The organism is Enterococcus rivorum (genome assembly GCF_001742285.1).
GTDB lineage: Bacteria > Bacillota > Bacilli > Lactobacillales > Enterococcaceae > Enterococcus_L > Enterococcus_L rivorum.
In genome coordinates this window covers 1-21185 of record NZ_MIEK01000002.1, presented here as the reverse complement: position 1 = coordinate 21185, position 21185 = coordinate 1, and the positions used below count along the sequence as shown (strand labels likewise).

Annotated in this window: 16 protein-coding genes; 11 read left to right on the top strand and 5 right to left on the bottom strand. The window is 35.2% G+C overall.

Annotated elements, in window-relative coordinates; all coding sequences use genetic code 11:
* Positions 1 to 566 precede the first annotated feature (566 nt).
* The 4 genes from BCR26_RS01315 (at position 567) to BCR26_RS01300 (ending at position 7653) form a co-directional block, all read left to right on the top strand.
* Positions 567 to 3200 (top strand): calcium-translocating P-type ATPase, PMCA-type, encoded by a 2634-nt coding sequence (locus BCR26_RS01315; protein WP_069697158.1) that lies wholly within the window; start codon positions 567 to 569, stop codon positions 3198 to 3200.
* Positions 3201 to 3718: 518 nt separating this feature from the next.
* A complete protein-coding gene (locus tag BCR26_RS01310; protein ID WP_069697239.1) occupies positions 3719 to 5665 on the top strand; it encodes a KUP/HAK/KT family potassium transporter in 1947 nt (648 codons plus the stop codon).
* A gap of 271 nt (positions 5666 to 5936) precedes the next feature.
* On the top strand, positions 5937 to 7232 hold the full coding sequence (locus BCR26_RS01305) for a hemolysin family protein (RefSeq protein WP_069697157.1): 1296 nt from the start codon (positions 5937 to 5939) through the stop codon (positions 7230 to 7232).
* 220 nt (positions 7233 to 7452) lie between these two features.
* Positions 7453 to 7653 (top strand): hypothetical protein, encoded by a 201-nt coding sequence (locus BCR26_RS01300; protein WP_069697156.1) that lies wholly within the window; start codon positions 7453 to 7455, stop codon positions 7651 to 7653.
* A 62-nt stretch (positions 7654 to 7715) separates the two neighbouring features.
* Here the strand turns inward: BCR26_RS01300 and BCR26_RS01295 are convergent, their stop codons facing one another.
* The 3 genes from BCR26_RS01295 to BCR26_RS01285 all read right to left on the bottom strand — a co-directional run bounded on the left by BCR26_RS01295 (position 7716) and on the right by BCR26_RS01285 (position 11108).
* Entirely contained in the window at positions 7716 to 8867 is a 1152-nt protein-coding gene (locus tag BCR26_RS01295; RefSeq protein WP_069697155.1) for a pyridoxal phosphate-dependent aminotransferase, read from the bottom strand.
* 62 nt (positions 8868 to 8929) lie between these two features.
* Positions 8930 to 9652 carry an amino acid ABC transporter ATP-binding protein gene (locus BCR26_RS01290; protein ID WP_069697154.1) on the bottom strand — a complete coding sequence of 241 codons (723 nt, stop codon included), beginning with the start codon at positions 9650 to 9652 and terminating at the stop codon, positions 8930 to 8932.
* On the bottom strand, positions 9645 to 11108 hold the full coding sequence (locus BCR26_RS01285; protein WP_069697153.1) for an ABC transporter substrate-binding protein/permease: 1464 nt from the start codon (positions 11106 to 11108) through the stop codon (positions 9645 to 9647). The genes BCR26_RS01290 and BCR26_RS01285 overlap by 8 nt, the downstream gene beginning before the upstream one ends.
* A gap of 184 nt (positions 11109 to 11292) precedes the next feature.
* Between BCR26_RS01285 and BCR26_RS01280 the strand changes: the two genes are divergently transcribed.
* From BCR26_RS01280 to adhE, 5 genes are all read left to right on the top strand, one after another.
* On the top strand, positions 11293 to 12384 hold the full coding sequence (locus tag BCR26_RS01280; protein WP_069697152.1) for an iron-containing alcohol dehydrogenase family protein: 1092 nt from the start codon (positions 11293 to 11295) through the stop codon (positions 12382 to 12384).
* Between the two features lie 731 nt (positions 12385 to 13115).
* Positions 13116 to 14261 carry a tRNA guanosine(34) transglycosylase Tgt gene (gene tgt / locus BCR26_RS01275; protein WP_069697151.1) on the top strand — a complete coding sequence of 382 codons (1146 nt, stop codon included), beginning with the start codon at positions 13116 to 13118 and terminating at the stop codon, positions 14259 to 14261.
* An 86-nt stretch (positions 14262 to 14347) separates the two neighbouring features.
* Entirely contained in the window at positions 14348 to 14734 is a 387-nt protein-coding gene (gene yajC, locus BCR26_RS01270; RefSeq protein ID WP_069697150.1) for a preprotein translocase subunit YajC, read from the top strand.
* 67 nt (positions 14735 to 14801) lie between these two features.
* Positions 14802 to 15083: a post-transcriptional regulator gene (locus BCR26_RS01265; protein ID WP_069697149.1), complete on the top strand. Its 282-nt coding sequence runs from the start codon at positions 14802 to 14804 to the stop codon at positions 15081 to 15083.
* A gap of 412 nt (positions 15084 to 15495) precedes the next feature.
* Positions 15496 to 18093 carry a bifunctional acetaldehyde-CoA/alcohol dehydrogenase gene (adhE, locus tag BCR26_RS01260; protein ID WP_069697148.1) on the top strand — a complete coding sequence of 866 codons (2598 nt, stop codon included), beginning with the start codon at positions 15496 to 15498 and terminating at the stop codon, positions 18091 to 18093.
* A gap of 65 nt (positions 18094 to 18158) precedes the next feature.
* Here adhE and BCR26_RS01255 read toward each other — a convergent pair whose 3' ends face one another.
* Entirely contained in the window at positions 18159 to 18431 is a 273-nt protein-coding gene (locus tag BCR26_RS01255) for a type 1 periplasmic-binding domain-containing protein (RefSeq protein WP_069697147.1), read from the bottom strand.
* Between the two features lie 570 nt (positions 18432 to 19001).
* Here BCR26_RS01255 and BCR26_RS01250 point away from each other — a divergent pair.
* Both BCR26_RS01250 and BCR26_RS01245 read left to right on the top strand, forming a co-directional pair.
* Positions 19002 to 19766 carry a spr1630 family ClpXP-sensitive toxin gene (locus BCR26_RS01250; RefSeq protein ID WP_069697146.1) on the top strand — a complete coding sequence of 255 codons (765 nt, stop codon included), beginning with the start codon at positions 19002 to 19004 and terminating at the stop codon, positions 19764 to 19766.
* 32 nt (positions 19767 to 19798) lie between these two features.
* Positions 19799 to 20983 (top strand): spr1629 family repressor/antitoxin, encoded by a 1185-nt coding sequence (locus BCR26_RS01245; RefSeq protein WP_069697145.1) that lies wholly within the window; start codon positions 19799 to 19801, stop codon positions 20981 to 20983.
* 21 nt (positions 20984 to 21004) lie between these two features.
* Here BCR26_RS01245 and BCR26_RS18665 read toward each other — a convergent pair.
* Positions 21005 to 21185: hypothetical protein (locus BCR26_RS18665; RefSeq protein WP_211272271.1), on the bottom strand; the 181-nt coding region annotated here is incomplete at its 5' end.

Below are 21185 nucleotides of genomic sequence, written 5' to 3'. Positions count from 1 at the left end.
CTCGACTAGCTTGGCTTCTGTTTCTCGGAAGGAATCAGTGTATTGATTGGGGTGTTACTATTTTTACTTTTCATTATACATATAAAGTAATTTTTTTGAATTTCTTGTTCATAAACAAAATCTTGTTTTCCTTACAGTTTCTACGTTTCGTTAATCTTGTTTGAAGCGATTCATGTTTAGTCAAGCTATCTTTATACGAGCTCTTTTTTTCCTATTGGAACTACTTCCTCCAATTTTCTAACACGCATTCACAATTTTTAAAGATGCTTTTATTGATATGATACTCTACACATATAATTATTGATGAAAGGTGAATCTTGTAACTCTAACAACTTTGTGTTTACCATTTTTCATATTTCGAGAAATTCTTCAATACAGCTGATTTGGTTTCCCCCTTCCTTCTAAATACATAATAGCACGTTTGGAAAACGCTTTCAAGAGATATGCTCTTTTTTATAAGAAAATAATAAAAAAAATTTGATTCTTCTAAATAATCAAAAAAAACATGTTATAGTGAATATAGATACTATTTTAATAGGAAGAAAAAAATTGAAATGAGGTATAGGATGGAAGCATATAAAAAGACAATTGAAGAAGTGCAAATGGAGACTGCCGTAGATAGCCAGCAAGGACTAGCTTCAAAAGAGGTAATTAGAAGGCAAAAGGTAGATGGGGTGAACAAATTTGATGAAGCAAAAGGTGACTCAGCTTTAAAAAAGTTCTTTCATAGCTTATCAGATTTTACGACGATTATTTTATTAGTTGCAGCAGCAATTTCTTTTTACACAGCGATTGCAACTGACCATGGAGATTACTTTGAAGGCATATTAATCATTGCTATTGTTATTATTAACGCCGTGTTGGCAATTGTTCAAGAAGGAAATGCCGAAAAGTCTCTAGCAGCTTTACAAGATATGAACAAGCAAAGCAGCGCTGTTTTGAGAGCAGGAAAAGTAGAAGTTATTGATGCAGAAGAAGTTGTTGTGGGGGATGTGCTGGTTTTAGAGTCAGGTTCAATGATTACAGCAGATGCGCGACTCATTCAAGCTTCTCAATTAAGAGTGGAGGAATCAGCGCTAACGGGTGAAAGCGAGCCTGTAGAAAAAAATCCTGAATACATAAGTAAAGAAAATTTACCTTTAGGGGATCAGGCAAATATGGTTTTCAAAGGGTGTACGGTGGCAAATGGTCGAGGTAGGGCAATTGTCACTGCAATAGGAATGCGGACAGAGATGGGGAAGATTGCTGGATTATTGAACAATGATGAACAGCAAAAAACACCGTTACAAAAGCGTTTAAATCAGCTAGGTAAACGAATTAGTTTGATTGCATTGGGTGCGGCAGCACTAGTTTTTCTAATTGGACAACAGCAAGGAGAACCGTTGCTTGATATGTTCATGACGGCGGTCTCATTGGCGGTAGCGGCGGTTCCAGAAACCTTAACAGTGATTGTGACGTTAACATTAGCTTTTGGTGTTCAGAAAATGGCAAAAAAACACGCGATTATTCGAAGACTTCCAGCGGTTGAAACATTGGGTACTGCAAATGTAATCTGTTCTGATAAGACAGGAACATTAACCCAGAATAAGATGCGGGTTCGACGTGTTTGGACTCGTGGGGATGAAGTGACGGATACCGAAGATGCTATGACAGACGAAGCGATGGAAGTCTTAAAGATGGCTTCTCTGTGTACCGATGTAATTGTTGATAAAGAAGGAGACGATCTAGTTGTAAAAGGGAATCCAACCGAAGTAGCGATTGTCCGTGCGGTTGAAGAAAATTATCATACGAAAGCAGAACTAGAAGAAAAATACCCAAGAATAGGTGAAATACCTTTTGATTCAGAGCGAAAAATGATGACCACTGTCCATAAAATGGGTAAAAAATATATTTCAATTACTAAGGGCGCTTTTGATGTTTTACTCACTCACTTTCGGTTTGGAGATTTAGAGCAGGCAGCGGTAGTTAATGATCGTTTCGGAAAACGGGCTTTAAGGGTCATTGCAGTAGGTTACGCGATTTATGATGAAGAACCTAAAGAAATAACTTCCGAAGGCTTAGAGAGGAATCTGAGGCTTTTAGGACTAATTGGCATGATTGATCCACCAAGACCTGAAAGTAAAGGAGCTATTGCCAGAGCAAAAAAAGCTGGTATTAAAACGGTAATGATTACGGGAGATCATGTAATAACTGCGGGAGCAATTGCAAGAGAACTGGGAATTTTGCATGATAAAAGTGAAGCATTGACCGGATCTGAACTGCAAAAAATGACAGACGAAGAGCTGGATAGCCGAGTAAAGAGTTTATCGGTTTATGCGCGGGTAACGCCAGAAGATAAAATTAGAATTGTGAAATCGTGGCAGCGAACGGGTGCCGTTGTGGCTATGACCGGTGATGGGGTCAATGATGCGCCGGCTTTGAAAGCCAGTGACGTTGGTTGTGCGATGGGAATTACTGGCACCGATGTTGCGCAAGGGGCCGCTGATATGATTTTGACAGATGATAATTTTGCAACGATTGTTGATGCTGTAGCGCAAGGGCGAGCAGTTTATCGGAATATTCGTAAAGCGATTAATTTTTTACTGAGTTGCAATATATCTGAGATATTCATTGTTCTGATTGCGATGTTGTTAGGGTGGGGAGCCCCTTTTACGGCGGTTCAGCTCTTATTCGTTAATGTAGTCGCAGATGGACTTCCGGGATTTGCATTAGGTAAAGAACCGGCCGAAAAAGGAATTATGGATGAAAATCCAATTCCTAGAAACGAAGGGATTTTTGCAAGAGGTTTGTGGCAAAAAGTTGGAATGAATGCTTCTGTTTTTACAGTGATTACTTTGTTCGGTTTTTACTTAGGCGCTAACGTCGATGGGATTTCCCATTGGATTGATGCAAGTTATGAAGTGGGGCAAACACTGGCCTTTCTAATTCTAGCTTATTCCTCAATTTTGCATGTATTTAACGTTAGAAGTACCCAGTCAATCTTTAAAGTCAAGCTTTCCTCAAATAAGTCTCTCTTTGAAATGGCTGTCTTAGCAATTTTAATTACAACAACGATCGCGTTGTTGCCTTTCACTCAGGAATTATTTGGCTTGGTTCCAATTGGGATCAATCACTGGATGTTAGCGATTGGATTGTCTATAGTGCCTATTTTTGTGAATGAGATGATTAAGTTCCATTATGCACCTGAAGAGGAAGAATAATTTGAATGATTAACAAATTGAAATGTGTGAATTTACTAACTTTGGTTAGTCTGTTCACACGTTTTTTTAATGTGAAAATCTGATTTTGTCGGGGACGAAAAGACGATAAACAAAAAGCTGTTTAAAATATCAAAATAAAACCAGAAAAACACTTGCCAAATACTGTAATGAGTATTATAGTTGTTATCAATTCAGTTGTTAGTATCAACTGAATTTTTTATGGACGAAAATTGAAAAGTAACCATTGTTTTTGCTTAGTAATTTAAGTGAAAATCTTAGGGGAGTAGCAGCATAGTTTTCTATGTTTTTAGATCAACATCGTGTGCCTTTTTGGCGCTGGTCTATAAATGAAATTGCGAGACCTAAGTGTAAGGGCCGAGTGTCGTTTCACTTAGGTCTCTTGCTCTATTTTAGAGACAAAATGTAGTCTCGTTATCATTAGGAGGAGAATTTTTTTGGCAGAGAAATCGAAAGTTCTGAATCATCAAAAGCTAACCTTTGCTGGCTTATTAGTAGCGATGGGAGTGGTTTATGGGGATATTGGAACAAGCCCACTTTATGTTATGAAAGCCATCGTAGGAGATAATGGTGGTCTTACAAATGTTTCAGAAAATTTTATTATTGGTGCTGTGTCCCTTATCTTTTGGACATTGACGATTTTAACCACTGTAAAATATGTCATGATTGCATTAAATGCAGATAATCATGGTGAGGGAGGAATTTTTTCTCTGTACACCCTTGTTCGAAAAAAAGGGAAGTACTTGATTATTCCTGCAATGATTGGTGGAGCAGCTCTTTTGGCAGATGGTGTGTTGACGCCTGCGGTCACTGTCACGACAGCGATTGAAGGCTTACGGGGCATCCCGATGTTTTTTAATCGGTTCGGAAACGATCAGAACATTATTGTTGTCATCACATTAGTCATTATTCTAATATTGTTCTCTGTGCAGCGTTTTGGTACGGATGCAGTAGGAAAAGCTTTTGGACCTATCATGTTTGCTTGGTTTACTTTTTTAGGTGTTATGGGCTTGATTAATTTTACAAATGACTGGACAGTTTTACGCGCATTAAATCCCTATTATGCTGTTCATCTTTTATTTAGTGGCGAAAATAAACTGGGGATTTTTGTTTTGGGAAATGTCTTTCTTGCTACAACGGGGGCAGAAGCCCTTTATTCGGATTTAGGTCACGTTGGAAAACAAAATATTCGGGTTAGCTGGCCTTATATAAAAATTTGTTTAATTATTAATTATTTAGGACAAGCAGCATGGATATTATCAGTTAAAAATGATCCGACGATTTTGGAAATTGAAAATCTAAATCCTTTTTTCCAGATGATGCCAAATAGCATCATGCTAATGGGAGTTGTTTTTGCTACGGTAGCTGCTGTGATTGCTTCACAAGCTTTAATTTCAGGCTCATTTACTTTAGTCTCAGAAGCAATCAAATTAAAATTGTTACCACGCTTAAAAATTATTTATCCAGGTTCCAATATTGGTCAAATGTATATCCCGGCAGTTAATCTGTTGTTGTGGTTAGCTTGTTCAATGATTGTCGTTACCTTTAGAACCTCAACTCACATGGAAGCGGCATACGGACTTTCAATTACAGTAACAATGTTAATGACCTCTATTTTATTAATGTTTTTCTTATTACAAAAAGGTGCTCCACGTTGGGCAGCTTATTCAATCACACTATTTTTTGTTTGTATTGAACTGATATTCTTTGTTTCAAGTATAGTGAAATTTTTCCATGGTGGTTATGTGGCTGTTGGGATTGCGTTAGTAATTCTTGCTGTAATGACAATCTGGGAATGGGGCAACATTATTAAAGAAAAAACGTCAGATACTGTACCACTGGCTCATTATACAGAGCAATTAAGAATGTTAAAAAATGATCTAACAGTTCCTACGTATCAAACGAATGTTGTCTTCATGACACCTGATTTGATTGGACCAGAAGTTGGACGCCAATTTATCTATTCGATTTTAGATAAGCAACCTAAACGAGCAAATGTATACTGGTTTGTGAATGTGGAAGTGACGGACGAGCCATTTACACAAGAATACTCCGTTGATATGATGGGAACCGATTTTATTGTACAAGTTCAACTTTATCTTGGTTTCCATGTTGCGCAAGACGTTAATGTGTATTTGCGTAAGATTGTAAATGACTTAATGGAAGAAGGACGTTTGCCGAAACAACCTCAGAAATACTCTTTAACTCCAGGTAGAGAAGTGGGAGATTTTCAGTTTATTATCATTCGCGAAGAGCTATCTAAAGTAACAGAATTGAAAAAATGGGATCGTCAAATTATGCAATTAAAATTAACTATAAAAAAACGGACGACTTCACCAGAAAATTGGTTTGGTTTAGAATATAGTGAAGTGAAATATGAGTCAGTGCCATTAATTATTGGCGATACTCGTAAGACCTATCTAACCGAGCGAAAAGCGACGATTTAAAAATGAAGAGGATGGAACAAAACTAAAAATCAGTTTTGTTCCATCCTCGAAATCTAAATAAACGGTGGTCAAAAGTCTGGCTCTTCGGAAATTTTCTAAAAATCACTCAAGACATAAAGCGTATTATGCGCTTTTTGGACCAATTTCTCGCCGCAAAACGACTGCTGTCTCAACCTCCTTTTTGACGATTCTACAAAATAAGGGTTCCTATTCGCGCTATCGTTAATAGACAAGTATAATGTAAAGTGAGAGAAATTGTGAGGTGTAAGGAATGTTAGCTATTAATTTTTTCATATTGTTTTTGATGATTGCAATTACCGCATTTTTTGTAGCTAGTGAATTTGCTTTAGTAAAGATTCGGATGTCGAGATTGGAACAGCTAAAAAAGGATGGAGCTAAAAATGCTGATTTAGCCATTCATGTGACACACCACTTGGATACTTACTTATCAGCAAGTCAATTAGGTATTACTTTGACTGGTTTAATTATTGGTTGGGTGGGAGAAGGATCAGTTGCAGCAGTCTTAGAGCCATTAATTGGTAACTTACCAATTAGTAGTGCAATTAGTCGGACAGTTTCAATTGTGTTAGGTTTTTTCATAGTAACATACATTAATGTGGTATTAGGTGAGCTTCTACCGAAAAGTTACAGCATTGCCCAGACTGAAAAAGTAGTCTTAAAAATTGTGAAGCCACTCCATTATTTTTATAAAGTGATGTACCCTTTTATTTGGCTATTGAATCATTCGGCTGCCAAATTAGGAAAACTTTTAGGAATAAGATTAGTCTCAGAAGGAGAAGAAACTTTAACGCAAGAAGAACTATTGTATGTAGCAGTTGACTCTTACAAAAAAGGTGAACTCAGTAAAGAAGAATATCACTATTTGGAAAATGTATTTGAGTTTGACGATACGCTTGCGAAAGATATTCAAGTAGATCGAACTTCGATGGAGGTTTTTGAAGCAGATGAGACAGTTGAACAAGCGATTGTTCATTCATTGAAACGTGGACATACTCGCTATCCAGTAATCGAAGATTCAAAGGATCATGTCATTGGTTATGTTACACTGCCACATCTAATTAAAGAATCTTTTCAGGACGGTCAAAAGAAAGTGAGCCAACTAGTCGAAGAACCGATTGTTGCACTCGCATCGATTCCAATCAAAGAGTTGCTGACAGTTATGAGAAAAGAAGGAAAGCACATCGCAATTTTAAAAGATGAGTATGGTGGAACGAGTGGTATGGTCACTATTGAAGATATTTTAGAAGAATTAGTTGGTGAAATTCGTGATGAAACTGATTTAGAAGATGCCTTAATTGCTAAACAAGCAGACGGTAGTTACATTATTTCGGGAAAATTAACGCTCGATGATTTTGAAAGATATTTTAAAGTAAAACTGTCTGGATTGGGTCATTCCAAAATGAACACTCTTGCCGGCTTTATTCTTGAGAAAAAAGAGAATCAAATAGTAGTAGGAGATAAAATCATTATTGACTCATTTAATTTTGAAGTAATGAGTTATCAACATGCACATATTGAGTATTTTAGAGTAACTGTTAATAAATAAATAAATAAGAAAGAGTGATTGTTTCTACTGACTGAAGCTTTTATGTTGGTAGAGACAATCATTTTTTTGTTGTCAATTTAGATTAGTTAAGAAATGGTAAAAAAAGACCATTGACGTGGAATGATTTTTTTTGTATTGTTAAAGTAATAAGAATTTTTTCTATACTAATTGTAGAATAATGAGAGATATTTATTTAAATAGTAAGAAGGAGATGTGGAAAATGGATAAAAAAGTTTTATTAGGATTATTCGTGAATACAGTTTTCTTTATATGTTTGATAGTGTTATTAATTTTAAATAATCAATATTTTTTGCCTGTCGTTGCTTTAGTAGCAGCTATTTTATGGAATAGCCGTTATATATTAAAATGCATCGTTCCTGTTAAAAGACCTGTACAAGGACAAGATAAGAGCGAAATTTAGAAAAATATAAATGGAATATACCAGAAGCCCAGTGAAATCAACCAATTTCACTGGGCTTCTTTTTAAAAGGTTAGTTTTTCTATTTGGTCAAAAGCTTCTTTTAGTGTAGTCAAATTTTGAGTGGCAGCTAAGCGAACATGGTGATCGCCAGATGTTTCTCCGAAAGCTTTTCCGGGAATAACGAGTACTTTTGTTTCTTTTAATAATTTTTCTACAAAAGGAACCGAAGTTAATCCTGTTTGTTCAATGTTAATGAAAGCATACATACTTCCTTTTATTGGATACAATGAAAGGAAAGGGATTTTCGCAACTCGTTTTTCGATATATTCTAGGCGCTCTCTAAAAATATCAATAATAGGTGGAACGAATTCTTCTGCATGAGTTAATGCATAAATCCCAGCCTGTTGAGAAGGTGATGGAGCTGAGAAAGTAATACTTTCGTTAATTAGTTTTACCGCTTCGTTGATATAAGACGGTGCTATCATGTAGCCAATTCGCCAGCCAGTCATAGCAAAAGCTTTTGAGAAACTACTGAAAGTAATTGTATTCTCAGGAGCAAAGGTAGCCATAGGCACAAAATCATCATAGAAACAAAACGCCTCATAAACTTCGTCTGATAAAATATAAAAATTATGTTCAATAGCTAAATCAGCAATCTCTTTAAAGATTTCAGGAGAAAAAACCGCTCCTGTTGGGTTATTTGGAGAATTGATAATAATTGCTTTTGTTTTGTCTGTAATGGCTGATTTTAAAATATCGACATTAATTTGAAAACCATCTTTTTCATAAGTAGGAATAAATACAGGGTTTCCGCCAGCCATAACTACTTGGTCTTTATAAGGTGAAAAGTATGGTTCGTGAATAATCACTTCATCTCCAGGATTTAATAACACCTGTAAAGTCAGATACATTCCATGAAGGGCACCAACTGTTGCGCGTACTTGGTTTGTCTGGAATTTCAATCCGTAATTTCTTTTATAAAAATCGACGACAGTGTCAATAAATTCTTGGCTGCCATCAGAAGCAGTATATTTGGTATGTCCATTTTTAACATCTGTAAATGCTGCTTCAATAATTTTTTCATTGGTAATTAAATCAGGATCACCGATTGACAGGTCAATAAGGTTTGGTGTTTTTTTCGCCAAAGTAGCGATGTCCATTAAAATGTTTTCTGTAGGTTGTTGATGTTGAATGGCAAGGTTTGAACGATCCATTTTGATCCTCCTCTTGATAGATCCTTTGTAGAAATATCAGTTTTTTTGAGCTGATTGCTCTTTTATAAAACTTTTCTTAAAAAGTCTTGTGTTCTTGGGTTTTTCGGCTGACTAAAAATTTCTTCTGGCGTACCCTCTTCTTGAATAACTCCAGCATCCATAAAAATGACACGGTCAGAAACTTCTCTAGCAAAACCCATTTCGTGGGTAACGACCACCATTGTCATTCCTTCTTCAGCCAAAGCTTTCATAACAGCTAATACTTCTCCAACCATTTCTGGGTCTAACGCAGAAGTGGGTTCGTCAAAAAGCATCACATCTGGGTTCATTGCTAACGCACGTGCAATCGCAACACGTTGTTGTTGTCCACCAGAAAGCTGAGAAGGATAGTTGCCTTGCTTTTCACTTAAACCAACTTGTTCAAGTAGCGCTAAGGCTTTTTTCTTTGCAGCTTCCGGTGACTCTTTTTTTACTTTAATCGGACTGATAGTCAAATTCTCTAATACTGTTTTATGTGGAAATAGATTGAAATTTTGGAAAACCATGCCCATTTTTTGTCTAAGTTCATCGATGTTTACTGATTTATCAAGTAAATTTTTTCCTTCGAATTCAATAGAACCATCTGTCGGTTGTTCTAATAGATTTAAGCATCTCAAAAAGGTACTTTTTCCGCTTCCAGAAGGTCCGATGATTACAACCACCTCACCGGTTTTCACTTCCAAGTCAATTCCTTTTAGTACTTCATTTTTACCGAATGATTTGTGTAAGTTTTTAATATTAATCACTAGTACTCATTCTCCTTTCAGCAACACCTAATAGGCGAGAAATAGTAAATGTTAGAACAAAATAAATGAGTGAAACGACTAAATAAGGTAAGAAGGGCTTAAAGCTTGCTCCTTGTACATTGCCAGCTTGGAAAATTAGTTCAGAAACCCCAATCACTGAAACAACGGAAGATTCTTTGATAACTGTAACGAACTCATTACCCAAAGCAGGTAAAATATTTTTAATTGCTTGAGGTAAAATGATGAAGCGCATTGCTTGTGGCTGATTCATGCCCAGTGAACGAGCGGCTTCAAGTTGTCCTTTATTGACAGCGTTAATACCAGCACGGATAATTTCTGCTACATAAGCACCACTATTTAAGGATAGAGCGATACATCCAGCGGCGAGTTTGGATAGATCTAAACCGAGAACTCCAGTACCAAAATAAACGATAAAAATTTGAACTAATAACGGAGTACCACGAACATATTCAATATAGGCAATAGCAATTCCACGAAATATTTTTGATTTAGATAGTTTCATTAAGGCTAAAATGCCCCCTAATAAAGCACCGAAAAGTACGCCCATAAATGCTAGGAAAATTGTATAACCAGCACCGCTGATGTAAAACTTGCCGTATTTAGAAAAGAAGCCTTCATCATCAGTAAACATTAGTTTACCAGCTTCTTTTTTGTATCCGTCTAGCAAGTTATTGTCATTAATCATCCCAATCGTAGCATTAACTTTAGCTTCTAAGATAGGTGCACCTTTTGGCATCGCAACAGCCGCTGTTTTTTCACCATTTTCAAATTTGACATCTGCAAATTTCAAAGAAGGATCTCTTTCAACATAAGCTTCTGCTACAGGTCCTTCTAAAACTGCAGCGTCGACTTTTTTGTTTGTTAAATTCATAATAATATCCGGTACTTTTTGTAAAGAGGTTGGAATTGAGCCAATTAATTCGGTCTTTGCTAATTCTTCTTGTGTTGTTTGTTTTTGAACGCCTACTTTAATACCTTCAAAATCATTGACAGAAGTGAATTTTCCTTCATCACTTTTTCTAATGACGACTTTTTGTTGAACAGTCATATATGGATCTGAGAAATTGACTTCTTTTAAACGTTCTGGTGTAGGAGCCATTCCTGAAATAATTAAATCAATTTTTCCAGTTTTTAAAGCGCCTAGTAAAGCATCAAAACCCAATTCTTCAATTTTCAATTTTACGCCTAAATCATCTGCAATTTTTTGTGCGATGGAAATATCAAATCCCACAATGGTATCCTTACCGTCGACGTCTGCATGGAATTCATAGGGTGCATAATCTGCCGATAAACCGACAATCAGCTCTCCTTGTTTCATGATACGGTCATAAAACGGATCACTTTCTTCTGCAAATGCAGTGCTTATAGGAAGAAAGGATAGTAAAACGATAAATGTTGAGACAAGGAAAGCGACTATTTTTTTACTTATTTTCATTTTTTTGCTCCTCTTTAAATGATTTTTTTCGATAAATATTCTAAAAAACAGAATAAATGCATAAAAATTTATTGTTTTCGGATGTGAGTTATCATATCATATATTAAAGGAAAGGAAAAGTTTATTTTTAACAAAAGCTCTAATAAATTTTTTGATAAAATAATGGAAATTGCGAGGAAAGCAGATGAACCAATCGTTAATCGTTCGGGGGGCACCACAGGAATATGAATGTTGTGAAGGTGCATGGGATAACTTAGAAGAACATTTAAATAGAAGAGGAATGAAACGAGTATTTATTCTACATGGGAAAGATTCTTGGACCGCGGCACAGCCTTATTTTCCTGAAATGGCATCAATAGATAAAATGTTTGTCAATTATGGTGGAGAGTGTACAGATGAAAGAACGGCTGAGCTGACGAAGCTATTCAATGAAAGTTCTTTTGATACAATAATTGCTGTTGGTGGTGGGAAAGTAGCAGATTTAGGAAAAGCTGTCGCTTATCAATGTAAAACGCCGATTATTATTTTACCAACTTTAGCTGCGACTTGTGCAGCGTACACGCCATTAAGTGTAATTTATAAGCAAGATGGCTCTATGGATCGTTATGATGTTTTTCCTGTCAGTAATGCGCTTGTATTAATTGAACCGAAAGTGATTTTATATTCACCAAAAGAGCTAATGATTGCTGGAATAGGAGATACTTTGGCAAAATGGTACGAGGCTGATTCCATGATTTCTCAATTAACAGTTCCGTCAATAGAAATTCAAGTAGCGGCTTTTGCAGCAAGAAAATGTCGTGATGTTTTATTAGAAGAAAGCCAAGCAGCTTTGGATGCGATGGATAGCCAAAAGATGAACCAAGCGTTTCTAAATGTTGTGGAAACCAATATTTTATTGGGAGGAATGGTCGGTGGTTTTGGAGATGATTATGGACGTACCTCAGGGGCACACTCGATTCACGATGCCTTGACCATCTTACCTGAAAGTCATCATCAGCTACATGGAAATAAAGTGGCCTATGGTGTATTCGTTCAGCTAGTGATAGAAGGAAAATGGAATGAAATCGATCAATTAATCCCTTTTTACCATCAACTTAAATTGCCAACTTGTCTAAGTGACATGGGAATGGCTCATATTACTGAAGCGGAGATTGAAAGAGTGGCAAAGAGAGCAACTGTTGAACACGAAACGATTCATTATATGAAAGAAACGATTACGTTTAAAGTTGTAAAAAATGCAATGATAGAATTGGAAGATTATATCAAAGAAAAGTAATAAAATGATTTTTTAATGTAATCGTAAATTATCGTGGATACCGAATTTTCCAGAGAAGTATGTGGAAGCCTAACATATTTGAACAACAAGTTGGTTTAACCTCAAGGATGAGGCAGCCCGTTCACAAGCGACTACGCTATAAGGTACTGTTTTTTCTAAATGCTAGAGCACATTAAGAATTGCTATGACCCACAACGAACGTAGTGAATTGATGGTTCATAGCACCTACTTGGTGAAGGAAGGCAAATACAGTGAGCGTTGTTCCTTTAACTATTATTATAGCTAGTCTTTTAACTCTAGTTGAGAATGGCCCCGGCGCTTATTGACGAGACTTTCAAGAACTTGGTTCTTTAGCACTTAGAGCTGGATGATACCGTAGCGATACCAAGTATCCTATAGCGTAGTCGCTTCCATGCTAGGTATCTTCTCTTTGGTTTTGAATCTTAACTGAATTATAGCTTTGTTAAGAAACTAGTAAGAAAACACAACTTATGAGGTGGACAAGAGGGTTTATGACAACAAATTACATACAATTAATGAACCTATTTGTTGTTGAGATTTTCAGATATATCCTAGTCAAACACAGAATTTTTTGAATAAATTTTCTGTGTTTCTTTTTTCGTAAAAGATCCCTTTAATGAAGGAAGACAGTCTGGTAAACCTTGCAAAAACACTGAAAAAAAAGTATGATGAGTAAAGCACAAATTTTCTAATAGAAAGTAGGGAAATGAATGACGCAACCAGCCATTCGTTATCGTTTAATAAAGAAAGAAAAGCATACCGGGGCTCGTTTAGGTGAGATTATTACACCACACGGGACGTTTCCAACACCGATGTTTATGCCCGTCGGAACATTGGCAACCGTAAAAACGATGTCACCAGAAGAATTAAAAGAAATGGGTTCAGGTATTATTCTGAGTAATACGTATCATCTTTGGCTAAGACCGGGAGAAGATTTGATTGAAGAAGCAGGCGGGTTACATAAATTTATGAATTGGGATCAACCCATTCTAACCGATTCAGGTGGCTTCCAAGTGTTCTCGCTAAGCGACATGCGTAAAATTGAAGAAGAAGGGGTTCATTTTAGAAACCACTTAAATGGTTCAAAAATGTTTCTTTCTCCAGAAAAGGCAATTAATATTCAAAATAAATTAGGTTCAGATATAATGATGAGTTTTGATGAATGTCCGCCGTTTAATGAAAGTTATGATTACGTTAAAAGATCAATTGAACGGACCTCTCGTTGGGCGGAACGTGGCTTAAAAGCGCATGCTAATCCAGATAGACAAGGACTCTTCGGGATTGTTCAAGGCGCTGGTTTTGAAGATTTGCGTAGACAAAGTGCGAAAGATTTAGTTAGTATGGATTTTCCAGGGTACTCAATTGGTGGCTTATCTGTAGGAGAGTCCAAAGAAGAAATGAACCGAGTTCTTGATTTTACAACGCCATTGATTCCAGAAAACAAGCCTAGATACTTGATGGGTGTTGGTGCAGCCGATTCCTTAATTGACGGTGTGATTCGTGGTGTGGATATGTTTGACTGTGTCTTACCAACAAGAATTGCTCGTAATGGAACGTGTATGACTTCACAAGGCCGTTTAGTTGTAAAAAATGCTCAGTATGCTCGTGATTTCCGACCACTTGATGAAAAATGCGATTGCTATACGTGTAAAAATTACAGTCGTGCTTATATTCGTCATTTAATCAAATGCGATGAAACTTTTGGGATTCGCTTAACTTCTTATCATAATTTGTATTTCTTGTTGAATTTGATGAAACAAGTTCGTCAAGCGATTATGGATGATAATCTTTTAGAGTTTAGACAAGCTTTTTTTGAAGAATATGGTTTTAACAAAGAGAATGCGAAAAGTTTCTAAGAAAAAGACCAAAAAGCTAGTTTTAGTTAGAAAATTTTGTTACAGTTATTCTTGTGAAGATTTTAAAATAGTGAGGTGAAATATCGATGAGTCTTTTTTCTCTACTTTTAACGTTTATAGCTCTTGGAGGAATGATGTTCTTTATGAATCGTTCTCAAAAAAAGCAACAAAATGAACGTCAAAGTCTTTTAGACAGCATGAAAGTTGGCGACAACATTGTAACAATCGGTGGACTACATGGAGTAATTAATGAAATCAACAACGATGATCGAACAATTTTTATCGATTGTGAAGGAATCGTTCTTGAATTTGACCGTGCAGCAATTAAAACCGTAAAACCAGCAACAACAGTTTTTAATGATGCAAGTGTTACAACCGTAGAAACCCATGAAGAAGTACAAGAAGATTCTGTAGTGGAAGAAACTACAGTGTCAACTGATGAAGCTTCAGAAGAGAATCAAACGAAAGAATAAATTCCAGCTATCTGGAATTTTTTCTTTCTATCTAACCTATTTATTCAGGAAATAAGGAGTGAAAGCTATGGTGAAATTATCTTGGCATCAAAAATTACTGCTAAAAAAAGAGTTAAAAAATAAATGCCAATCTTTTCATCAACTAGGATATACGTCAGTAAATGAAACTGAATTAATTGACTATCTGATTTGCTATCGTTGGAAAAAGCAAAAAATGGATTCTATTAAAGCTTGTCGAGAAGATATTTTACATATTGAAGCAAATGAATTTTTTGATTATCAGCAGTTGGTAGCACAAACGAGTAGCCGTACTATAAAAGATTGGCATGATATAGAGGACTTATTTTAAATATAAAATAATCCTCTTTTTTATTTTTGTCTTAACATCTGAAGATCATGTCAATAGTGTCTAATTTTTCTGAAATAAGTGTCTTATTCAAATGTATCTAGAGATAAAAAAGGCGGATTATAAGGAATAAATGTTATGAAATGTGTTCTATAAAATATTAATTATTTTTTTAGTTTAAAATAATTTGATGACAAACGGAGTGTAGTAGGATACAATAGTAACTGGCTATAGCTTATCTAATTCCTATTTATTTCTAATTCATTGAAAGCGCTAACTATTGCTAATTCTGAAAAATATGCAATAATTGTGAAAAAAATCACAAAAAACTATTTACAACGAAAAAAAAATATTGTATGATGAGTGTGTGAAAAAGGTAACAAATAAGAAGGATAAATTATTTAGGAGGATTATAATGGCTAAAACAATCAAGAAAGAAGATGTAAAAACGGTTGATGTTGAAACAATGATTGACGACTTGGCAACTAAAGCTAACGTTGCATTGAAAAAAATGGAAAATTTTGATCAAGAAAAAGTTGACCATATTGTGCATCAAATGGCAATGGCTGCTTTAGACAAACATATGCCTTTAGCAAAAATGGCTGTTGAAGAAACAGGTCGTGGTGTTTATGAAGATAAAGCAATCAAAAATATGTATGCTTCTGAGTACATCTGGAACAACATTAAACATGACAAAACTGTAGGCGTAATAAGTGATGACGATCAAACTGGTTTGATTGAAATCGCTGAGCCAGTTGGAGTAGTTTGTGGGGTTACACCAACAACGAATCCAACATCAACAACAATTTTTAAAGCATTGATTTCATTAAAAACACGTAACCCAATCGTTTTTGCGTTCCATCCAAGCGCACAAAAATGTTCGGCTGAAGCAGCACGTATTGTTCGTGATGCAGCGATTGCAGCTGGGGCACCAGAAAACTGTATTCAATGGATTGAAACACCATCAATTGATGCAACATCAGCTTTGATGAACCATCCTGGAATTGCGATTGTTTTAGCAACTGGTGGAGCAGCAATGGTTAAATCTGCATACTCAACTGGGAAGCCAGCATTGGGTGTTGGACCAGGTAACGTTCCTTCTTATATTGAAAAAACAGCTAAAATCAAACGTGCAGTAAACGACCTAATTATTTCTAAGTCTTTTGATAATGGAATGATTTGTGCTTCTGAACAAGCTGTAATTGTAGATAAAGAAATTTACGCAGCGGTTAAAGCTGAATTTGAAGCGCATCAAGTTTATTTCGTAAAAGAAAATGAATTGAAAAAATTAGAAGATGCTGTTATGAACGAAGGAAAATATGCAGTAAATCCAGCAATTGTTGGGAATTCTGCCGAAGATATCGCGAAATTAGCAGGAATCAAAGTGCCAGTAGGAACTAAAATTTTAGTTGCTGAGCTTGAAGGTGCAGGAGCTGAGTACCCATTATCTCGCGAAAAACTATCTCCAGTTTTAGCGATGATGAAATCAAAAGATGCAGCTCATGCTTTTGAATTATGTGAAGCAATGCTTAATTTAGGTGGATTAGGCCATACAGCTGTTATCCATACTGAAGATGAAGATTTACAAATACAATTTGGTTTACGCATGAAAGCTTGTCGTATTTTAGTAAATTCACCATCAGCAGAAGGTGGAATCGGAGACATCTATAACAATATGTTGCCATCATTGACATTAGGTTGTGGATCATATGGTAAAAACTCTGTATCTAAAAACGTGTCTGCTGTTAACTTAATTAACGTAAAAACTGTGGCGAAACGGAGAAAGAATATGCAATGGTTTAAATTACCACCAAAAATTTTCTTTGAAAAAAATTCATTACAATATTTACAAAAAATGGAAAATGTTGAACGTGTAATGATTGTTTGTGACCCAGGAATGGTTCAATTTGGCTATGCAGATACCGTAAGAAAAGAGCTTCAAAAACGTAAAAACGATGTACAAATTGAAGTCTTCTCAGAAGTAGAACCAAACCCATCAACAAACACAGTTTACGCTGGTACTAAAGTGATGGCGAACTTCAAACCAGATACTATCATTGCTCTTGGTGGTGGATCTGCAATGGATGCTGCTAAAGGCATGTGGATGTTCTATGAGCACCCAGATACAGAATTCTTTGGTGCGAAACAAAAATTCTTGGACATCCGTAAACGTACGTACAAAATTGACAAACCTGAGAAAACACAATTTGTATGTATTCCAACAACTTCAGGTACTGGATCAGAAGTAACACCATTTGCTGTTATTACTGATAGTGAAACACATGTGAAATATCCATTAGCTGATTATGCGTTGACTCCAGATGTAGCAATTATTGACCCACAATTTGTTATGTCAGTACCTGCTTCTGTAACAGCTGATACTGGAATGGACGTATTAACACATGCGATTGAGTCTTACGTATCAGTTATGGCGTCTGACTATACTCGTGGGTTAAGTTTACAAGCCATTAAATTAGTCTTTGAAAACTTAGAAAATTCAGTGAAACATCCAGATGCTGAAAGTCGTGAGAAAATGCATAATGCTTCAACAATGGCAGGAATGGCTTTTGCCAATGCATTCTTAGGAATTTGTCACTCTGTTGCGCATAAAATTGGTGGAGAATACAACATTCCTCACGGACGTACGAACGCAATTCTATTGCCTCATATCATCCGTTATAATGCCAAAGATCCATCAAAACATGCAATGTTCCCTAAATATGACTACTTCCGTGCGGATTCAGATTACGCTGATATTGCGAAATTCTTGGGTCTTAAAGGAAAAACTACGGCGGAACTTGTTGACTCATTGATTAAAGCAGTAACAGACTTAGGTGTCGCTGTAGGAATCGAAATGAACTTGAAAGCACAAGGTGTGACACAAGAAATTCTAGATTCTACAGTTGATAACATGGCCGAACTAGCTTATGAGGATCAATGTACAACAGCTAACCCTAAAGAACCACTAATTAGTGAATTAAAACAAATCATTATTGATGCGTATAACGCTTAAGCATTAAAAAGATTTGTAAAATAGCAAATTAAAAATAGATCGTATCTGTTAGTTGAATGAGCTACCTAGCTTATCCACTCAGATCGATCTATTTTTTTTGAAGAAAAGTCTCTTTCAATGAAAGTATAGGGAATAGTGACAGATTTTTTTTCTTGATTCAGAAGGAGGTTGAAAGCTTCTTCCCCACATTGATCCAAATGATGGTCAATGGTAGAGAAATTCAATAAACGACTAGCTAATAAATTTTCTTCACCGATGATTTTTATCGTATTATTTTTTGGGCAGTCTAAAATACCTGCTGCAATTTCTAAAAATAACAGCAGAACGTAAAGAACCAAATACTTCTTTATAAGATTGAAACAGAATAGCGGTAGTCGCACTTTCTTTTTCGTTTCTACCAGAGATTTTTAGCTAGAAAGCTTTATGGAGATAGGTTTAAGCGCATATATTTTTTTAAGAGAAAAATCATCATTTAAAAAAGGATTGTTAAAAATTACTTTTTTTTCTAGAAAAAGGGGGGGAAAAACATCTTCTGGAAATGCTAAAAATGTTAGAAATAAATATTTAGATTTTCCTAGTTAATAATGTTGTATCCTGTGAATTTCATCAAATTTAGTTAGTTTTTATTTCGTCTTATATTATTTTAACTAAGAAAGTAGGATAATTTTGAGAAGTGTATTGGTGACATAATATTATGAGATAGAGTAACTACTAGAATATGTAAGATTTTATATTGAAATGAGAAATTGTACTTTGTCTCTTTATCATTGTTTCACCACCTTGAAATAAAAGGTTAATTCATCAAAAATTCTAATTTAAGATTTCAACTTTAAGAAAAAACGAAAATTAATGTTTTTACTTTAAAAATGTTGTATACTAACAGAGACAAATAGATTGGAGGTTTATGTATGGATGAATTTAAATTAGATGAAACAATCAGTAAAGCAATAGTTGATGGTACTTTGAAAGGGTACTTACAGTATCTTGAAGAGCGAAAAAGTAAAAAAGAGTCAATGAGTGTTAGTGGTGCTTACGCTTGGACAAAAGGAAATCACATCGATGATCAAGTTTCTAAAATTGGACAAAACCACAATGTACAGTTTAAAATTGAAAAAGCTGGCTATACCTGGGAATATTTACAGTTTACAGTTAGTGAAAATGCTGAAAATTATATGGTCATCGTAAAAAACTCTAGACGAGTGAAAAAATCATTTGATGATCAAAAAAAGAAGGCCAATGAAGATAATTATTTGGTGAATTTAGCTGACATAAATACAGACGTTTTAAAGAATAGCAAACAAAACTTTGTTGTTCAACCAGAACAAATTCAACTTGAATTAAATGACCCAGAAGAAGTAAGGGCTGTTATAGAAGGCAAGCAACTGAACGTCACTCAAAAATACTCACGCTTTTATATTGTGACCTACGAGATTGATGATGAAACTAAATTCGTTGAATCCATTCAATTAACCATGCCTAATCGTCAAACGATGAACCTAGAGCTAATTGAAGATTTAAGTTATCTTATTCAAGAAAGTGAGTATGAAATTACTACTGAAGATGTAGAACCAATTATGAATGAAAAAGTGTCTGATCAGACTATTTTTTCAGGTGATTCAAATGCATTTGGTTATTCTATCCCTGAAGAAGAAAAAGAAGAATCTGGAAACTAGTTTTCCAACAAATAAGCAAGGATGTGATTACAATGTTTTTCGGAGAGAAATTACAAAGTGTCAGAGAATTAAATGGTCTCTCCAGAAAGGAACTTGCTGACAAATTAAATTTAAGCGAACAAGCAATCTGGCAGTATGAAAATCAATATACTGTACCAAAATTTGAAGTTGCTAATGAATTAAAAAAAGTTTTTAATGTAAAAGCTCAATTTTTCTATACAGAACCATTTGCAACAAATATTTCTAAAGTTGAGAGCATTGCCTACCGAGCTGAGGATCGAGAGTCTCGTAAAAAAGCAAAAATGGAAACAACTTTTATTGATTTTACTAGTTATTTTTTAGATAAGTTTGAAAGTAAACTCAATTTGCCAACTAGTCCTCTTCCGTTATTGAGAGACGAATCAATTCAACTTTATAATATGTCAATGGAAACAAATGACAGGCTCTTACAGTTAGAAAAGATTGCAGAAAATGCTAGAAAAAGATTGGATGTACAATCAAATTCAGAGCTTCTTTACAAGCTTGAACTATCAGGAATATATATTTTAGAAAAAAATATGGGAACAAGTATTGATGCTTATAGTACTTGGGCTAGTCAAGAAAAATCGTTTATTATTCTTGGTAACAAAAAAAAATCAGCAGTTCGAAGAAATTTTGATTTAGCCCATGAATTAGGACACTTGCTACTTCATTACAAGATTGATATGGATAGCCTAACAAAAGATGAACATAAAATAATTGAAAAAGAAGCAAATGACTTTGCCTCTTTTTTCCTTCTTCCAAAAGAGCAATTCTTAAAAGACTTTTCAACTATTTCAAAGAAATCAAATCCTGAATCATATCTGGATTTGAAAATGAAATATATGGTTTCAATTGGCGCCTTAGAGTATCGTGCTTATAAAATGGGACTACTGACGTTTGAGGAAAATCGTTACTTTTACGCGACCCTAAATCGAAAAGACTACAAAAAGAATGAACCTTTAGATGAAGATATTGCGATTATTAGACCTGGAAAAGTTCGTTCTTTGTTAGACTTAATTTTTAAAAATCACTTATTTTCATTAAATGATATTCTAAATGACTATTATATTGACCGTTCATTTTTAGAATCTCTATTTGGGATTGAAAATAAATTTCTAAGCAAGTACTCTGAAGAGTCTAATAGAGAATATTTTAATAACTCAAATATTGTTTCTTTGTTCGCTAAAGAAAACTAATTAATCTTGGCTCATTGTCAACTAGTGTTGGTGAAGAAAAATCAATAGAATAGTGTCAAGGAAGAACAAGTATTTAGGAGAGATTATTTCTCTACAGACTTGTTCTTTTGTTTGCCCGGCATGGTCAAACTCTAACGGGTTAAAGTCCCGAGTACGTCCAAGTAACGGAAAGTACCTAGTCGAAAACAAGGGTGTCCATGGT

Bases quoted from the DNA above. Each gene is read 5' to 3' on its own strand.
- BCR26_RS01315 (WP_069697158.1), top strand. From the start codon at position 567: ATGGAAGCATATAAAAAGACAATTGAAGAAGTGCAAATGGAGACTGCC.
- BCR26_RS01310 (WP_069697239.1), top strand. From the start codon at position 3,719: ATGGGAGTGGTTTATGGGGATATTGGAACAAGCCCACTTTATGTTATG.
- BCR26_RS01305 (WP_069697157.1), top strand. From the start codon at position 5,937: ATGTTAGCTATTAATTTTTTCATATTGTTTTTGATGATTGCAATTACC.
- BCR26_RS01300 (WP_069697156.1), top strand. From the start codon at position 7,453: ATGGATAAAAAAGTTTTATTAGGATTATTCGTGAATACAGTTTTCTTT.
- BCR26_RS01295 (WP_069697155.1), bottom strand. From the start codon at position 8,867: ATGGATCGTTCAAACCTTGCCATTCAACATCAACAACCTACAGAAAAC.
- BCR26_RS01285 (WP_069697153.1), bottom strand. From the start codon at position 11,108: ATGAAAATAAGTAAAAAAATAGTCGCTTTCCTTGTCTCAACATTTATC.
- BCR26_RS01280 (WP_069697152.1), top strand. From the start codon at position 11,293: ATGAACCAATCGTTAATCGTTCGGGGGGCACCACAGGAATATGAATGT.
- tgt (WP_069697151.1), top strand. From the start codon at position 13,116: ATGACGCAACCAGCCATTCGTTATCGTTTAATAAAGAAAGAAAAGCAT.
- yajC (WP_069697150.1), top strand. From the start codon at position 14,348: ATGAGTCTTTTTTCTCTACTTTTAACGTTTATAGCTCTTGGAGGAATG.
- BCR26_RS01265 (WP_069697149.1), top strand. From the start codon at position 14,802: ATGGTGAAATTATCTTGGCATCAAAAATTACTGCTAAAAAAAGAGTTA.
- adhE (WP_069697148.1), top strand. From the start codon at position 15,496: ATGGCTAAAACAATCAAGAAAGAAGATGTAAAAACGGTTGATGTTGAA.
- BCR26_RS01250 (WP_069697146.1), top strand. From the start codon at position 19,002: ATGGATGAATTTAAATTAGATGAAACAATCAGTAAAGCAATAGTTGAT.
- BCR26_RS01245 (WP_069697145.1), top strand. From the start codon at position 19,799: ATGTTTTTCGGAGAGAAATTACAAAGTGTCAGAGAATTAAATGGTCTC.